At 72.6% G+C, this 14,605-nt stretch carries 14 protein-coding genes; 10 read left to right on the forward strand and 4 right to left on the reverse strand.

Annotated features, from left to right (window positions below; genetic code table 11):
* Positions 1–20: 20 nt before the first annotated feature.
* Complete coding sequence (locus NAG42_RS01665; protein ID WP_250028310.1) at positions 21–302, reverse strand: Rv1322 family protein; 282 nt, start codon at positions 300–302, stop codon at positions 21–23.
* A gap of 133 nt (positions 303–435) precedes the next feature.
* On the opposite strand from NAG42_RS01665, the gene NAG42_RS01670 reads away from it, so the two are divergent.
* The 3 genes from NAG42_RS01670 to NAG42_RS01680 are packed head-to-tail and all read left to right on the forward strand — an operon-like array spanning position 436 to position 4,096.
* Positions 436–1,926, forward strand: a complete 1,491-nt coding sequence (locus NAG42_RS01670) for an aldehyde dehydrogenase family protein (protein ID WP_250027417.1) — start codon at positions 436–438, stop codon at positions 1,924–1,926.
* A gap of 32 nt (positions 1,927–1,958) precedes the next feature.
* On the forward strand, positions 1,959–2,606 hold the full coding sequence (locus tag NAG42_RS01675) for an ABC transporter ATP-binding protein (RefSeq protein WP_250027418.1): 648 nt from the start codon (positions 1,959–1,961) through the stop codon (positions 2,604–2,606).
* A complete protein-coding gene (locus NAG42_RS01680; protein WP_250027419.1) occupies positions 2,603–4,096 on the forward strand; it encodes a DUF6297 family protein in 1,494 nt (497 codons plus the stop codon). Before NAG42_RS01675 ends, NAG42_RS01680 begins: the two co-directional genes overlap by 4 nt.
* Here NAG42_RS01680 and nucS read toward each other — a convergent pair.
* Positions 4,093–4,752, reverse strand: coding sequence for an endonuclease NucS (gene nucS, locus NAG42_RS01685; protein ID WP_250027420.1), 660 nt, complete (start codon positions 4,750–4,752; stop codon positions 4,093–4,095). The two genes, NAG42_RS01680 and nucS, sit on opposite strands and share 4 nt — an antisense overlap.
* Positions 4,753–4,822: 70 nt before the next feature.
* Between nucS and NAG42_RS01690 the strand changes: the two genes are divergently transcribed.
* The 7 genes from NAG42_RS01690 to NAG42_RS01720 all read left to right on the forward strand — a co-directional run bounded on the left by NAG42_RS01690 (position 4,823) and on the right by NAG42_RS01720 (position 13,263).
* Complete coding sequence (locus NAG42_RS01690) at positions 4,823–5,437, forward strand: DUF4126 domain-containing protein (RefSeq protein WP_250027421.1); 615 nt, start codon at positions 4,823–4,825, stop codon at positions 5,435–5,437.
* Between the two features lie 8 nt (positions 5,438–5,445).
* Positions 5,446–6,789: a hypothetical protein gene (locus NAG42_RS01695; RefSeq protein ID WP_250027422.1), complete on the forward strand. Its 1,344-nt coding sequence runs from the start codon at positions 5,446–5,448 to the stop codon at positions 6,787–6,789.
* 57 nt (positions 6,790–6,846) lie between these two features.
* Positions 6,847–9,444, forward strand: a complete 2,598-nt coding sequence (locus tag NAG42_RS01700; RefSeq protein ID WP_250027423.1) for an FtsK/SpoIIIE domain-containing protein — start codon at positions 6,847–6,849, stop codon at positions 9,442–9,444.
* Complete coding sequence (locus NAG42_RS01705) at positions 9,431–10,180, forward strand: hypothetical protein (RefSeq protein ID WP_250027424.1); 750 nt, start codon at positions 9,431–9,433, stop codon at positions 10,178–10,180. Before NAG42_RS01700 ends, NAG42_RS01705 begins: the two co-directional genes overlap by 14 nt.
* A gap of 49 nt (positions 10,181–10,229) precedes the next feature.
* Entirely contained in the window at positions 10,230–11,108 is an 879-nt protein-coding gene (locus tag NAG42_RS01710; RefSeq protein ID WP_250027425.1) for an ABC transporter ATP-binding protein, read from the forward strand.
* Positions 11,105–11,890, forward strand: coding sequence for an ABC transporter permease (locus NAG42_RS01715; protein ID WP_250027426.1), 786 nt, complete (start codon positions 11,105–11,107; stop codon positions 11,888–11,890). The genes NAG42_RS01710 and NAG42_RS01715 overlap by 4 nt, the downstream gene beginning before the upstream one ends.
* Positions 11,891–11,967: 77 nt before the next feature.
* Positions 11,968–13,263: a hemolysin family protein gene (locus NAG42_RS01720; protein ID WP_250027427.1), complete on the forward strand. Its 1,296-nt coding sequence runs from the start codon at positions 11,968–11,970 to the stop codon at positions 13,261–13,263.
* Here the strand turns inward: NAG42_RS01720 and NAG42_RS01725 are convergent.
* Positions 13,260–13,583 carry a hypothetical protein gene (locus NAG42_RS01725; protein WP_250027428.1) on the reverse strand — a complete coding sequence of 108 codons (324 nt, stop codon included), beginning with the start codon at positions 13,581–13,583 and terminating at the stop codon, positions 13,260–13,262. The two genes, NAG42_RS01720 and NAG42_RS01725, sit on opposite strands and share 4 nt — an antisense overlap.
* A gap of 46 nt (positions 13,584–13,629) precedes the next feature.
* Positions 13,630–14,478, reverse strand: coding sequence for a 3-hydroxyacyl-CoA dehydrogenase family protein (locus tag NAG42_RS01730; protein WP_250027429.1), 849 nt, complete (start codon positions 14,476–14,478; stop codon positions 13,630–13,632).
* Positions 14,479–14,605 lie beyond the last annotated feature (127 nt).

A 14,605-nucleotide genomic window follows, 5' to 3' on the forward strand; every position in this document is an offset into this window, starting at 1 on the left:
GGTGGGACGGTCGGACGGCGTTACCCATAGCGTGGCGCGTTGCGGGAGCGCTCCACCCCTGGACCGCGACGATCGCGCGCCTTCCAGCAGCCGGTGTGCCAGTGGCGGCGGTCGGTCTCGTCACCCCGGCCGTCGATCGGCCACGCCACCACGTGGGCCACGCCGGGGCGGATCTCCTGCATGCACCCGGGGCACCGGTACGTCTTCGAGGCCGCGCCGCCGAAGATCGAGCGCACCATCCACTCGCCGTCCTGCCACTGCTGGACGCCCTCGATGCCCTTGCGGACCCGCTCGTCGGTCAGCGCCCGGAGCGGCTCGGGGCCGCCCCGGCGGCGTGCGTGGTTGCGGCGGGGACTCACATTTACCAGCGTACGGGTAACCCCGATCACGCCTGGCTGGTGACTCCCGGGTAACAAGCGAATTAGACTCGCGTTCATGACCGCCACCCGAGCGCCTGGCCAGCCGGTTGTCGAAGACGGCGTCCTGATCTCCACCAACCCCGCCTCGGGCGCGGAGGCCGGCCGGGTGCCGGTGGCCGGCGCCGAGGCGGTGAACGAGACCGTCCGCCGCGCGCGGGAGGCCGCCCTGTGGTGGCAGGCGCTCGGTTACGACGGCCGCCGCGAGCGGCTCCTGCGCTGGCGCTCGCTGATCGTGCGCCGCATCGAGGAACTGGCCCGGCTGACCACCCTGGAGACCGGCAAGCCGGACGCCGACGCCGTCGTCGAGGCGACCGCCGCGGTCGAGCACCTCGACTGGGCGGCCCGCAACGCCAAGCGGGTGCTCGGCCCGCGCAAGGTGCGCACCCGGCTGCTGCTGGCCGAGCACTCCGGCCACTTGGAATACCAGCCGTACGGCGTGGTCGGCGTGATCGGCCCGTGGAACTACCCCATCGTCACGCCGGTCGGCCCGATCAGCGGCGCGCTCGCGGCCGGCAACGCCGTGGTCTTCAAGCCCAGCGAATACACCCCGATCGTCGGCCAGTGGCTGGTCGACACGTTCGCCGAGGTGGTGCCCGAGCAGCCGGTGCTGCAGGCGGTGCACGGCCTGGGCGACACCGGGGCCGCGCTGTGCCGCTCGGGCGTCGGCAAGGTCTCGTTCACCGGCTCGACCGCCACCGCCAAGAAGGTGCTGGCCGCGTGTGCCGAAAACCTGGTCCCCGCGGTCATCGAGGCCGGCGGCAAGGACGCGCTGATCGTCGACGCCGACGCCGACATCCCGGCCGCGGCCGAGGCGGCGGTCTGGGGCTCGATGACCAACGCCGGGCAGACCTGCATCGGCATCGAGCGGGTCTACGCGGTCGCCCCGATCTACGACGCCTTCGTCAGCGCGGTGGTGGAGAAGGCGGGCAAGCTGCGGACGGGCGAGGAGATCGGGCCGATCACCATGCCCGGCCAGCTCGACATCATCCGTGACCACATCGACGACGCGCTGGCCAAGGGGGGCACGGCGGTGCTCGGCGGATCCGGTGCGGTGCAACCTCCGTACGTCTCGCCGACCGTCCTGGTCGAGGTGCCGGCCGACTCCCGGGAGATGCGGGACGAGACCTTCGGGCCGACGCTGACCATCACCAAGGTGGCCGACGCCGACGAGGCCGTGCAGAAGGCCAACGACACACCGTACGGCTTGGGGGGTGCCGTCTTCGGCAAGAGGAACGCGCTGCGCATCGCCCGCCGGCTGCGCTCGGGCATGGTGGCCGTCAACTCGACGCTGACCTTCGTCGGCATGGGCAACCTGCCGTTCGGCGGCGTGGGCGACTCCGGTTTCGGGCGCATCCACGGCGAGGACGGGCTGCGCGAGTTCAGCCGGGCCAAGTCGATCACCGTACGCCGGGGTCCCTCGCTCCTGCCCGCGATGACCTTCGAGCGCACCCCGGCCCAGGTGGCCAACATCGTCAAGACCTTGCGGGTTTTGTACGGCCGTAAGTGAGCCCCCGGAACCCGGCTGCTAGCGTCCGTGAAGTGGTGGATCACCCCGCTGTCGAGGTCGACGGCCTGCATGTCGGTTACGGCTCCACGCCCGTCCTGCTGGGGGTCGACCTGACCGTGCCGGCCGGCACGGGCGTCTGCGTGGTCGGCGAGAACGGGATCGGCAAGTCGACCCTGCTGCGCTGCGTGAGCGGCCTGCAGCAGCCCGACCAGGGCACCATCCACGTCTTCGGCGGTGATCCCGGCGCCACCCCCGAGTTCTGGCGGGCCGTGGTGACCACGGTCGAGCCGCCGACCTGGTATCCCGGGCTCACCGCCCGCGAGCACGCCGAGCTGGTCTGCCGCGCGCACGGCCAGGATCCGGAGGAGGCCGGGGTCGACGAGGCCCTCGAGCGGTTCGGCCTGGCCGGGCACCTCGACGCCATCCCGCCGTCGCTCTCGTCCGGTCAGAAACAACGGCTCGTGCTGGCCATCGCCCTGCTGCGGCCCAGCTCGCTGCTGATCCTCGACGAGCCCGAGCAGCGCCTCGACCGCGAGGGCCGGGCCGACGTGGCCTCGCTGCTGGCCGACTACGTCGCCGGCGGTGGCTCGCTGCTGATGGCCAGCCACGACGACGGCTTCGCGGCCGCCTCGGGCGCGGCGATCACCACCATGGAGTCGCTCAGCTCGGTCGCGCCGTGACCGCCGTCCCGCTCGCTCCCGTCCGGCGCTGGATCAGCCGCACCCAGTCGTCGCACCGCGAGCGCGGCGCCACGCTGAACAGCCTGTACATCGGCGTCCTGACCGTCGCCATCATCGGCGGGATGCTGCACCGCCAGCTCGCGAGGATCTTCTGGCCGGCCGCGCCCGACGCGTCCGCGCTCGCCGCGGGCTCGCTGGTCGCCGTCTGCTACGGGTTGCTCTATCTGGCCCTGCGCCGGTTCGGCCCGCTCGCGCTGAGCCGCCCGGCGGCCTCCTGGCTGCTGCCGGCCCCGGTCAGCCGGCGCCGGCTGCTGCTGCCTTCGCTGCGCATCGCCGGCCTCGTCGCCGCGGTCATCGGCGCCCTGGCCGGGCTGGCCATCGTCGGCCACGCCGCGCCCCGGGCCGAGGCCGGTGACGAGGTGGCGCTGCTGGTCGCCGGGGGTGGGCTGGCCGGGCTGGCCCTGCTGCTGGTCGCCACGGCGGCCCAGGCGGGCGGACCGTGGGGCACCGCGCTCGACCGGCTGGCCGGGCTGATCTTCGCGGCCGGGCTGGCCGGGCTGGTCACCAGCACGACGCTCGACCGCCCGCTGACCATCGAGCAGTGGCCCGCGGTCACCACGCTGACCCCGATCGTGGGCGCCTTGGCCGCGCTCGTGGTGGTCGCGCTGGCCCTGGTCGTCCGCGGGCTCGCGGCCACGCCGAGCGACCGCATCCTGGAGGCCTCGCGCACGGCCGGCACGCTCTTCGACACGGCTTTCGGCATCGAGCCGTCGTTCCTGACCGACATGATCGAGCGCCGTTACTGGGCCCGCCGGCGCCTGCGCTCGACCCGCCTGTTCCCCCGGCTGCCCGTGCTGGTCGCGCAAGACCTGCTGCTGGCGCTGCGCCGCCGCAGCCGGCTGATGTGGCTGGTGCTCGGGGCCGCGCTGCCGGTGCTGCTCGGCGGGGCTCCGGGCTGGGTGCTGGGCGCCGCCGTCCTGCTCGGCTGCCTGATCGCCGGCATGACGGCCGGCGGCAACGTGAAGACCGACGCCGGCAACCCGGTGCTCCTGCGGCTGCTCGGGCTGTCGTCCCGGCAGGCCGTCTTCCAGCGGCTGTGGGTCCCGGGCGTGCTGGCCGGTCTGTGGGCCGCCCTCGCGCTGACCGCGCTCGACGTCCTGGGCGACCTGCCGGCCGGACCGTGGTGGGCGCTGGGCCTGGTGCTCGGCCCGATCGGGGCGGCCGCCGCGGTGCACCGCGCCCGGGTCGGCTTCGTCCGCAACGAACTGCTGCCGCTGGACACCCCGATGGGCACGCTGTCGACCGGCCCCCTGGTCAACGCGGTGATGGGGCCCGACCTCCTGCTGCTCGGCATCCCGGCCTGGATCGCCATCGCCCAGGGCACGCTCTCCTGGACGACGGTGCTGCTGCAGGCGATCATCGGCGTGGCCGGCGCCCGCTTCTATCTGTCCGGCACCACCGGGGACGACCGCACCGAGCTATCGCACTAGAAGAGGGTCAGCTCGTCGCGTTCCATGCCGCGCAGCTTGTCGTAGTCGACGACCAGGCAGCGGATGCCCCGGTCGGTGGCGAGCACGCGGGCCTGGGGCTTGATCTCCTGGGCGGCGAAGACACCCCGCACCGGGGCCAGCAGCGGGTCGCGGTTCATCAGCTCGAGGTAGCGGGTGAGCTGCTCGACGCCGTCGATGTCGCCTCGGCGCTTCACCTCGACGGCCACCGAGCCGTGGGTGGCGTCCTTGAGCAGCAGGTCGACCGGGCCGATGGCGGTCATGAACTCGCGGCGCACCAGGGTCCAGCCCTCGCCGAACGTCTCGGGGTGGGCGGCCAGCAGCTCCTGCAGGTGCGCCTCGACGCCATCCTTGACCAGGCCGGGATCGATGCCCAACTCGTACGACGTGTCCTGGAAGATCTCCTCCAGGGTGATCCGGAGCTCCTCGCCGGCCTTGTTGACCACCTTCCAGACGCCCGGCGCCTCCTGCAGCTTGCAGGGCGGGCTCATCCAGTTGAGCGGCTTGTAGGCCCGGTCGTCGGCGTGAATCGAGACCGAGCCGTCGGCCTTGACCATCACCAGCCGGACGGCGGTGGGCAGGTGGGCGGACAACCGGCCGACATAATCGACCGAGCACTTCGCGATGACCAGGCGCACCGGACGACAGTACCGTCACGCCGGACGCGCGAGCCAAGCGGCGTTCGCAGGGGTTTGTCATCCTGGAGCCGTGCTCGAAGCGCTCACCGGCACCGGCCTGGCCGCATCCGCCGGGCTCAATGCCTACATCCCCCTGCTCACCATGGGCCTGCTGGCCCGCTACACCGACACGATCGACCTGCCGACCGGTTGGAGCTGGCTGTCCAACGGCTGGACCCTGCTGATCCTGGCCCTGCTGCTGGCCGTCGAGGTCGTCGCGGACAAGGTGCCGGTGGTCGACCACGTCAACGACGTGGTGCAGACCGTCGTCCGGCCGACCGCGGGCGGCCTCGCCTTCGGGGCCGGGTCGTCCTCCGAGACGGTCACGGTCAGCGACCCCGGCTCGTTCTTCGGGTCGCACCAGTGGATCCCGATCGCCGCCGGGGTGGTGATCGCGCTCGTGGTGCACGGGGTCAAGGCGACCTCCCGGCCCGTGGTGAACGCCACAACGGCCGGGTTCGGCGCCCCGGTGGCCAGCACGGCGGAAGACATTGGCAGCGTCGTGATGTCCGTTCTGGCCATCCTGTTGCCGGTGTTGGTCCTGGTCGGACTCGTGGTGATGGTGCTGGCCGGGTTCTGGGTGGTGCGCCGGCGCCGGCGGCGCAAGGCACTGTCGGGTTCCGGCGCGCCGCAGCTGTTTGGTTGACTCTCCGGGTGCCCGCGATCGCCGTACCCGCCTTCGCCCTGACGTGGTGGGCCGCCTGTTACCTGGCCGGCCGCGATCCGGCCCGGCCCGCCGCGGTACGGGCAGCAGGGGCACTGCTGGCCTACGCCGCCGGGGTAACACTGTGGACGGTCGACCCCGACGGCACCGCCACCCAGGTCCTGCTCTGCGTCCCGGCCCTGCTCTGGGCCGGGGCCGCGGTCGCGTTGCTGCCCTCCTCGGTGGCCGAGCGGCGCCAGATCAACCTCGGCTGGATGGTGCTGACCGGCGTCCTGCTGGCGATCACGATCGTGCTCCCGGCGGCCGGCCGGCTGGTCGTCCTGGCCCCGCTCCTGGGCGGCCTGGTGCTGCTCGGCCGGTTCCGCGACCAGGTCCGGCCGCCGATGCTGACCGCGGCGCTGGCGGTCGCGGCCACCCTCTACGCCCTCGCCCTGGCCGCCCTGCTGCTGCCGATCGACCTCGGGGCCTCCGGCCTGGTGGTGGGGGCGATCGGGGTCGATCTGCTGATGCTGGGCTTCCTGGTCGCGGTGTCGGACGCGATCGACGTCGGCGAGCGGCTGCGGCCCGATCTGGTCCGCTCGGCCACCGCCGCCGCCGTGGTGACCGTGCTGGTGGGCGGTCCGGTCGCGGTCACGCTGATCGCGGTCGACGACGAACCGGTCCTCACGTTCCTGCAGTTCGGCCTGCTCGCCGTGGTGATGACGATGACCGGGCTGGCCGGTCCGGTGCGCCGCGGGCTCGACCTGCTGGCCGTCCGCGACGAGCGGCTGCGCCGGAGCCGGTCGGCGCTGTCGCTGCTGGCCGACGCGCTCCCCCGGCATCAGTCGCGCCGCCGTCTGCGCACCACCGCCGAGGAGGACTTCCTCCGGTACGCGCGGCAGGCGCTGGACAACTACGGCAACCTGGGCCGGCTGATGCGCAGCCCGCTCACCGACCTGCCCGCGGTCGACCGGCGGCTGACCGGGGCGCTCGACCAGCCGCTCGAAAGGGCGACCGAGCTACGCGCGGTGCTGCGCGACAGCGTCGACAGCCTGCGCCCGGCCGGCTCCTTCGAGACCAGCGACGAGTGGCGGCACTACAACACGTTGCACTTCGGCACGGTGCTCGGCCTCAACCCGTACGCGCGACGGCTGCGCACGGACGGGCTCGAGCGCGACGCCCGGCAGGCGGTCGAGTGGATGCGAGGTTACGTGCCGCGCGGGACGCTGCGGCGGTGGCACAACGAGGGCGCCGACCTGGTCGCGGCCCGGCTGTGGGCCGAGTTGACCAGCACCGACGCGCGCGGCGTGGCCCGTCCCCGGGGTAACCGGACCGCGCCGACACGCAGCACATAATCGGCCGATACGGGCGCAAATCAGTAAAATCCCCCATCGTGCGATACGGGGGTTCGAGTGGGTAGCCATCGCAACGCGCTGGTGGCCGCCGTCCGGCAGGAATTGGCCGAGGCGCGCGGGGCGGCCCGGGCCGTGCTGGCCGAGGCGGAGTCGGCCCGGGGTGAGACGCAGAATCGGCGGCGGCTCGTCCGGGACGCGTACTCGACGTGCCTCAACCAGCTCGCCGAGGCCCGCGACGCGGCCCGTCGCGACGTGCAGCGCCGCTTCCAGTTCGAGTCGTCCCGGCTCGCCGGCAACGTCCGCCACCTGGCCGCGCTGAGCGCGAGCGGGGCGGCCGGGCTGCCCTGGCGCATGTGGTCGCCGACCGAACCGGAACCGGGCACCCGTCCCGGCCTGCTGCGGATCGGGACGCTCACGGTGGACGACACCGCCGCCCTGCCGGCCCTCGTCCCGTTCCTCGACGCGGCCCACCTCAACGTGTCCGGCCCGGCGGCCGAGGCCGACGCGGTGATCACCGGACTGCTGCTGCGCGCGCTCGGCACGACCCGGCCCGGGGACGTGCAACTCACCGTCTACGACCCCGAGCACCTGGGCGGCACGCTGGCGTCGTTCGCGCCGCTGGGCATCTCGTTCATCGGGCCGGGCAGCCTCGGCGCGACGCTGGACGAGCTGGTCGAGCACATCTGCCGGGTCAACGAGACGGTGCTGGCCGGCGAGCACCAGTCGCTGGCCGACCTGACCGCGGCCACGGCCGGGCCGCGCGCCGAGCCGTGGCGGGTGGTCGTGATGCTGGCCGACGCCGCGACCGCGGGCGAGCTGACCAACGCCCAGCGCGCCCAGCTCGACCGGATCGTGCGCACCGGCGTCTCGTGCGGGGTCCACCTCGTCGTCCGCGGTCTGGACCTGGCCGAGCACCCGAGCGTGCGCCGCCTCGAGGTGCGCGACCGCACCGCCACCTGCGACCTCACCGGCGACCTGGAGATCCGGCTCGACCCGCCGCCACCGGCCGAGCGGGTGACGGCCTTCTGCCGCGGCGCCGCCGAACGGCTGCGGGCCGGACCACCCCCGGCCCGGCTGTCCGACCTGGAGCCGCGTGAGCTGTGGGCCGAGTCGTCGGCGCACGGGCTGGTCGCGCCGATCGGGGACAGCACCGACGGCTCGTTCGTCGAGGTGCCGCTTGGCGACGACCCGCCGCACGCGCTGATCGGCGGGCCGTCCGGCTCGGGCAAGACCAACCTGATCTACGCGTGGCTGGCCGGCCTGGCCACCCGGTACGGGCCCGACGAGCTTGCCCTCTACCTGCTCGACTTCAAGGAGGGCGTGTCGTTCGCCCGCTTCGTGCCGGGTCCGCGCGACCCCGGCTGGCTGCCCCAGGTGCGGCTGGCCGGCATCAACGTCAACGGGGACCGCGAGTTCGGCCTGGCCATGCTTCGCCACCTGAGCGAGGAGCTGCGGACCCGGGCGCAGGCGGCCAAGCGGTTCGACGCGTCGAAGCTGGCCGAGCTGCGGGCCGAGGACCCGACCGGGCACTGGCCGCGGATCGTCGCGGTGATCGACGAGTTCCAGGTGCTGCTGTCCGGCCGGGACGCGGTGGCCGACGAGGCGGTCACCCTGCTCGAGGATCTGGCCCGCCGCGGCCGCTCGCAGGGCATCCACCTCATCCTGGCCTCGCAGGACGTCTCCGGCATCGAGGCGCTGTGGGGCCGCTCCGGCCTGATCGGACAGTTCACGCTGCGGATCGCCCTGCCCAAGGCCCGCCGCATCCTGGCCGACGACAATCTGGCCGCCGCGGTCATCCCCCGCTTCCACGCGGTGGTCAACACCCAGTCCGGCGCGTCCGGCGCCAACCAGATCGTGCGGCTGCCCGACGCGGGCGACCGCCTGGTCTGGCGCAGCCTGCAGCGGCGCCTGTGGCGTGACCGGCCCGACGGCTGCGAGCCGCCCCGGCTCTTCGACGGCGACGCGGTGCCGCGGCTGCCCGAGACATGCCGCCCGTCCGGTCCGGTGCCCACCGCCGCCACCCCGGTCGGCTCGTCGCCCGGCGCCGTGCTCGGTGAGCGGATCGACGTCGCCGCCCGCCCGGCCCGGCTGCGCCTGGGACGCATGCCCGGCCGCAACCTGGCCGTGCTCGGCACCCGCACCGACGAGGCGTGCGACGTGCTCGCGGCGGCGGCGCTGTCGCTGGCCGCGCAGGGCCCGGCCCACTTCAGCCTGGTCTGCCTCGACGCCGACGCGGCCCACCCGGCGGCGCGGCTGATGGCCGAGCTGCCGTCGGCCGACTGGTGCGACTCGCTGCCGCCGCTGACCGACAGCACGATCCCGCACTACGTGATCGGCTACGCCCTCGACGCCACGGCGGACGTCTCGCTGCGGTCGCTGCTGGCCGAGGGCCCCGAGCGGCGCACCCACGTCCTCGGGTGGTGGCGCTCGGTCAGCCGGCTGCGCGACTCGCTGGGCGGGATCGGCGCCCGCCTCGACCCGATCGGCGCCTGGGTGGCCCTCGACGTGCAGGGGGCCGACCTGGCCCCGCTCCATCCCCAGCCCGGCGGCCCGGTCTGGTATCCGCGCACCCGGCGGGCCCTGTTCTTCGACCGCTCGGTGCACCGCACCCCGGAAGTCATCGTCCCGTACGAGGTGAACAGTGACCACACGTGACCGCCAGCCGATCGGCCGCGACTACCAGTTGATGGTCAGCGCCCTGGCCGAGGCGACCCGGCGCCGCGACGCCGCCCTGGGCCACGCCGAACAGGCCTACCAGGAGAACGCCGCTCAGGCGGCCGGCGAGCTGGCCCGGGCCGAGGGCGACGCGCTGTCGGCCGACCGGTGGGCCGGGGCCGCGGCCGCGCAGGTGCTCGAAGTGGACCGGGAGGCCGCCCGGCTGTGGGACCAGCTGCGCCGGGCGCGGGGGATGCGGGTGGGCCGGTCACTGGGCGACCTGCCCGAACCGGTGCCGGTGGAGTCGCTGCCGCGGGCTCTGCCGAGTGCCGGGGCGTCGTCGAGCCCGTCGGCTCCGCGGCAGTCGCCCCGGGTGCTGCTGGCCCAGGCGGCCGAGCGCATCGACTACACGATCCGGCCGGCCGGGCGGCGGTCGCTGCCGCGCTGGGCGCTGCCGCTGCTGCCGCTGCTGGGAGCGCTGATCGCCGCGCTGGCCGGTCTGGTCGGCTCGGGCCTGGTGACCTTCGGCAGTACGGGGGTGTGGGGCGGCCCGGCGATCCGGATCATGGGCTGGCTGGCGTTCCTGGTGGCGCCGTCGGCGGGGGTGCCGGTGGCGGCGTTCTTCGCGCATCGGCGGTTGCAGGCCCGGCTGGACATCGGCGGCATCGGGCTGACGTTGCTGGGCGGCATGATCGCGGCGACGCTGATGTCGCTGGCTTTCGCGTCGAGTCGCTGAGGTCGTCCGCGGACAGCGTGATCCGGACCGGGCATCTACGGTCGTACCCATGGAATCGGCGATCCGGGTGCGAGGCCTGCGTAAGACCTACGACGGGGCTGTGGCCGTCGACGGGGTCGACCTCGACGTCGCGCCCGGTGAGATCTTCGCGCTGCTGGGACCCAACGGTGCGGGCAAGACGACCACGGTGGAGATTCTCGAGGGCTATCGCAAGCGCGACTCCGGTGAGGTCAGCGTCCTGGGTGTCGACCCGGCCGTGGCCAACGGCGGCCGCGGCACCGGCGTGCTCCAGGAGGCGCAGCGGTGGCGCAACCGCGTCGGCATCGTGCTGCAGGGCACCGGCGAGTTCGACGAGCTGACCGTCGGTGAGGTCGTCCGCCACTTCGCCCGCTTCTATCCCGGGCCCGACGACCCGGTGTCGGTGATCGAGCGGGTCGGGCTCAAGGACAAGGCCAAGGCCCGCACCCACACGCTCTCCGGTGGACAGAAGCGCCGCCTCGACGTCGCGCTCGGCATCATCGGGCGGCCCGAGGTGCTCTTCCTCGACGAGCCGACCACCGGCTTCGACCCCGAGGCGCGGCGCGAGTTCTGGCAGCTGATCCGCGACCTGCAGACCGGCGGCACCACGATCGTGCTGACCACGCATTACCTGGAGGAGGCCGAGGCGCTGGCCGACCGGGTCGGGGTGATCGCCCGGGGCCGGCTCATCGCGGTCGACCCGCCGGCCACGCTCGGTCATCGCGAGTCGGCCCAGGCCACAGTCTCCTGGCGTACGGCGGAAGGGGTCCTGAAAAGCACCCGGACCGCCACCCCGACGCAGGTGGTGAACGAGCTGGCCGGCGAATACGGCGGCGAGGTGCCGGCGCTGACCGTGGCCCGCCCGACGCTGGAGGACGTCTACCTCGAGATGATCGGAGACGTGGCGTGACCTCGCTCGGCTACCACCAGGGCGTCCTGGAGGTCAAGCAGTTCCTGCGCAGCCGCGAGCAGGTGGTCTTCACGCTCGCGTTCCCGGCCATCATGATCGTGGTCTTCGGCTCGATCTTCACCGGGGACATCGGCGCCGGTGTCGGCTTCACGCAGTATTTCGTGACCGGCATGATCGGCACCGGGCTGATGACCGCCGGTTTCCAGGCCCTGGCCATCCAGATCCCGGCCGAGCGCGACCGCGGGGTGCTCAAGCGCTTCCTCGGCACCCCGATGCCCAAGTGGGTGTATTTCGGCGGCAAGGTGCTGATGGTCGGCTTCATCGCCGTGCTGGAGACGGTGATCCTGCTCACCGTGGCCACCCTCTTCTTCGGCCTCGACCTGCCCAGCTCCGGCGCCAAGTGGCTGACCTTCCTGTGGGTCTCGGCGCTCGGCATCACCGCCTGCACGCTGTGCGGGGTCGCCTTCTCGTCGGTCGCCCGTACGGGCCGCAGCGCCCCCGCCGTGGTCACTCCGGTCGCGCTGATCCTGCAGTTCATCTCCGGCGTGTTCTTCGTCTTCACGAGCCTGCCCGGCTGGATGCAGACGGTGGCCGGACTCTTCCCGCTCAAGTGGCTCTGCCAGGGTCTACGCTCGGTGTTCCTGCCGGAGTCGTTCGGCGCGCAGGAGCCCGGCGGCTCGTTCGACCTGCCGAGGGTCGCGATCGTGCTCGGTGTCTGGTGCGTGCTCGCGCTGGTCCTCTGTCTGATGACGTTCAAGTGGACCACCAAGCGCGACGGCTGAGCCGGGCAGGCTTGACCGCACCCCTTTTCGGGTAGAACGGGCGGGATCCTCAATCGCAGAAGGAGTTGGTCGCCGCCATGGGCGGATATGGCTGGCAGATCGTCCTCGTCGTCGTCCTGGTGCTGCTCAACGCGGCCTTCTCGGGCAGCGAGATGGCGCTGATCTCGCTGCGGGACAGCCAGCTGCAACGGCTCGAGCGGCAGTCCCGCACCGGTCGCACGCTCGCCAAGCTGGCCCGCGACCCCAACCGATTCCTGGCCACCATCCAGATCGGCATCACGCTGGCCGGCTTCCTGGCCTCCGCCTCGGCCGCGGTGTCGCTGGCCAAGCCGCTGACCGGCCCGCTGGGGTTCCTCGGCAGTGCCGCCAACCCGGTGGCGATCGTGCTCGTGACCATAGTGCTGACCTTCTTCACCCTGGTCATCGGCGAGCTCGCCCCCAAGCGCGTCGCGATGCAGCGCTCCGAGGGCTGGGCCATGGCCGTCGCCCGTCCGCTGGACATGCTGGCGTCACTCTCCCGCCCGGCGGTCTGGCTGCTCGGCAAGTCGACCGACCTGGTCGTCCGCGTCACCGGCAACGACCCGCAGGCCGGCCGCGAGGAGGTGACCACGGAGGAGATCCGCGACCTGGTCACCCAGCAGCAGGAGTTCACCCCCGAGCAGCGCACGATCATCAGCGGCGCGTTCGAGATCGCCGACCGGATCCTGCGCGAGATCCTCGTCCCGCGCCGGGACGTCCTGGTCGTCTCGGCCGAGGCCGAGTCGCGCGACGCCCTGCACGAGCTCATCACCGGCCGGCACTCGCGGGCGCCGGTCACCGGGCCGATGGGTCTGGACGACGTGCTCGGCGTGGTCCACCTGCGCGACCTGGTGGACGCCGAGGGCCCCGTGCGCAACCACATGTACGCGCCGCTGTTCCTGCCCGAGACGCTCAAGGTGTCGGACGCGATGCGTCAGATGCGCGTGCAGCGCCAGCAGCTGGCCCTGGTGGTCGACGAGCGGGGCGCGATCGACGGCATCATCACGATGGAGGACCTGGTCGAGGAGGTCGTCGGCGAGATCTACGACGAGACCGACCGCGACGTGCAGTCGGTCGTCCGCGAGCCGGACGGCGCGATGCTGCTGCCCGGCACCTTCCCCATCCACGACCTGCCCGACATCGGCGTCGACGTGGAGCGCCTGGACGAGGGTGACTACACCACGGTCGCCGGCCTGGTGCTGGCCCACCTCGGGCACATCCCGACCGAGGCCGGCGAGCAGGTGGAGATCGACGGGCACACCGCCGAGGTCGCCGAGGTCACCGGCCGCGCGATCACCCAGGTGCGGCTGCGGGTAGCCGAGCGCGACCGCGAGGAGCAGGAGCAGAGCTCCTAGCCGGCGTCGTTGTAGGCCACCGACAGGACGGCGTGCGCGACCAGCACGGCCTGGTCCATCGACTCGTACGGACCGACGCGCAGCTCGACGGTGTGGGTGCCGAAGACGGCGCGCACGGTCCAGCTGTTGGGGTGCCGGTCGTCCTCCCGGCTGTGGTTGACAACGACCTGGGTGGCCGACCGCACGTTGATGGCCGACCACCGATCCTCCGTCGTGCCCCACGACCGGAACCAGCCCGGGGCGACGGCCAGGGCAGCCTTGCTGGCCTCGGCCAGCGCCCACTGCATGTCCTCCGGCGCCGGAGCAACCCGTGTCGTCATCCCCACCCCCATGCCCGAATTGTCGCTAAAGGCATGGTAGAGCAGGTCAGTACGTGTAGAAGCCCTTGCCGCTTTTACGACCGAGGTCACCGGCCTGCACCATGCGCTGCAGCAGCTCCGGCGGGAAGAACTTCTCGTCCGCGGTGTCGCGGTAGATATTGGTGGCCGCGTTGAGCATCACGTCGAGACCGGTCAGGTCGACCGTGGCCAGCGGGCCCATCGCGTGGCCGAAGCCCAGCTTCATCACCGTGTCGAGGTCGGCCGCGCTGACCACGCCCGACTCGACCAGCTGGATCGCCTCGACCAGGATGGCCGAGAAGAGCCGGTTGGAGACGAAGCCGGCGACATCCCGCTTGACCTCGACACAGGTTTTGCCGACCTCCTCGGCGTAGGCGCGGGCCGCGGCCAGCGTCTCGTCGGAGGTCTGGTAACCGCGGACCAGCTCGACCAGCTTCATCATCGGCACCGGCGAGAAGAAGTGGATGCCGACGACCGACTCGGGCCGCGCGGTGACCGTGGCGATCTGGGTGATCGGGATGGCCGAGGTGTTGGTGCCGAGCACCGCGCCGGACTTGCAGATCTTGTCGAGCGTGCGGAAGACCTCGTGCTTGGCCTCCAGCTTCTCGTAGATGGCCTCGACCACCACGTCGGCCTCGGCGGCGGCGTCGAGGTCGGTGGTGGGAGTGATCCGGGCGAGGGTGGACTCGGCCTCCTCCTCGGTGATCTTGCCCTTGGCCGCGAACCGGCTCAGGGAGTCGCGGATCGCCGCCATGCCGCGGCCGGTCGCCGCGTCGTCCACGTCGCGCATGGTGACCTGCCAGCCCGCCTGGGCCGAGACCTGCGCGATGCCGGAACCCATGAGTCCGGAGCCGATGACCGCCAAACGACCCGCCATGAAAGTGCACCCCTTTGTGACGCCGGAAACAACAGGTTCACCCTAGCGGGGCTCCTGAACGGAGACTCAGGCCAGGGGTGTGACCCGATCGGGGCAATTCCACGGAAAAAGGTCATGCCCCGATGCG

Origin of the sequence: Paractinoplanes maris (assembly GCF_023544465.1) — a bacterium.
Taxonomy (GTDB): Bacteria; Actinomycetota; Actinomycetes; order Mycobacteriales; family Micromonosporaceae; genus Actinoplanes; species Actinoplanes maris.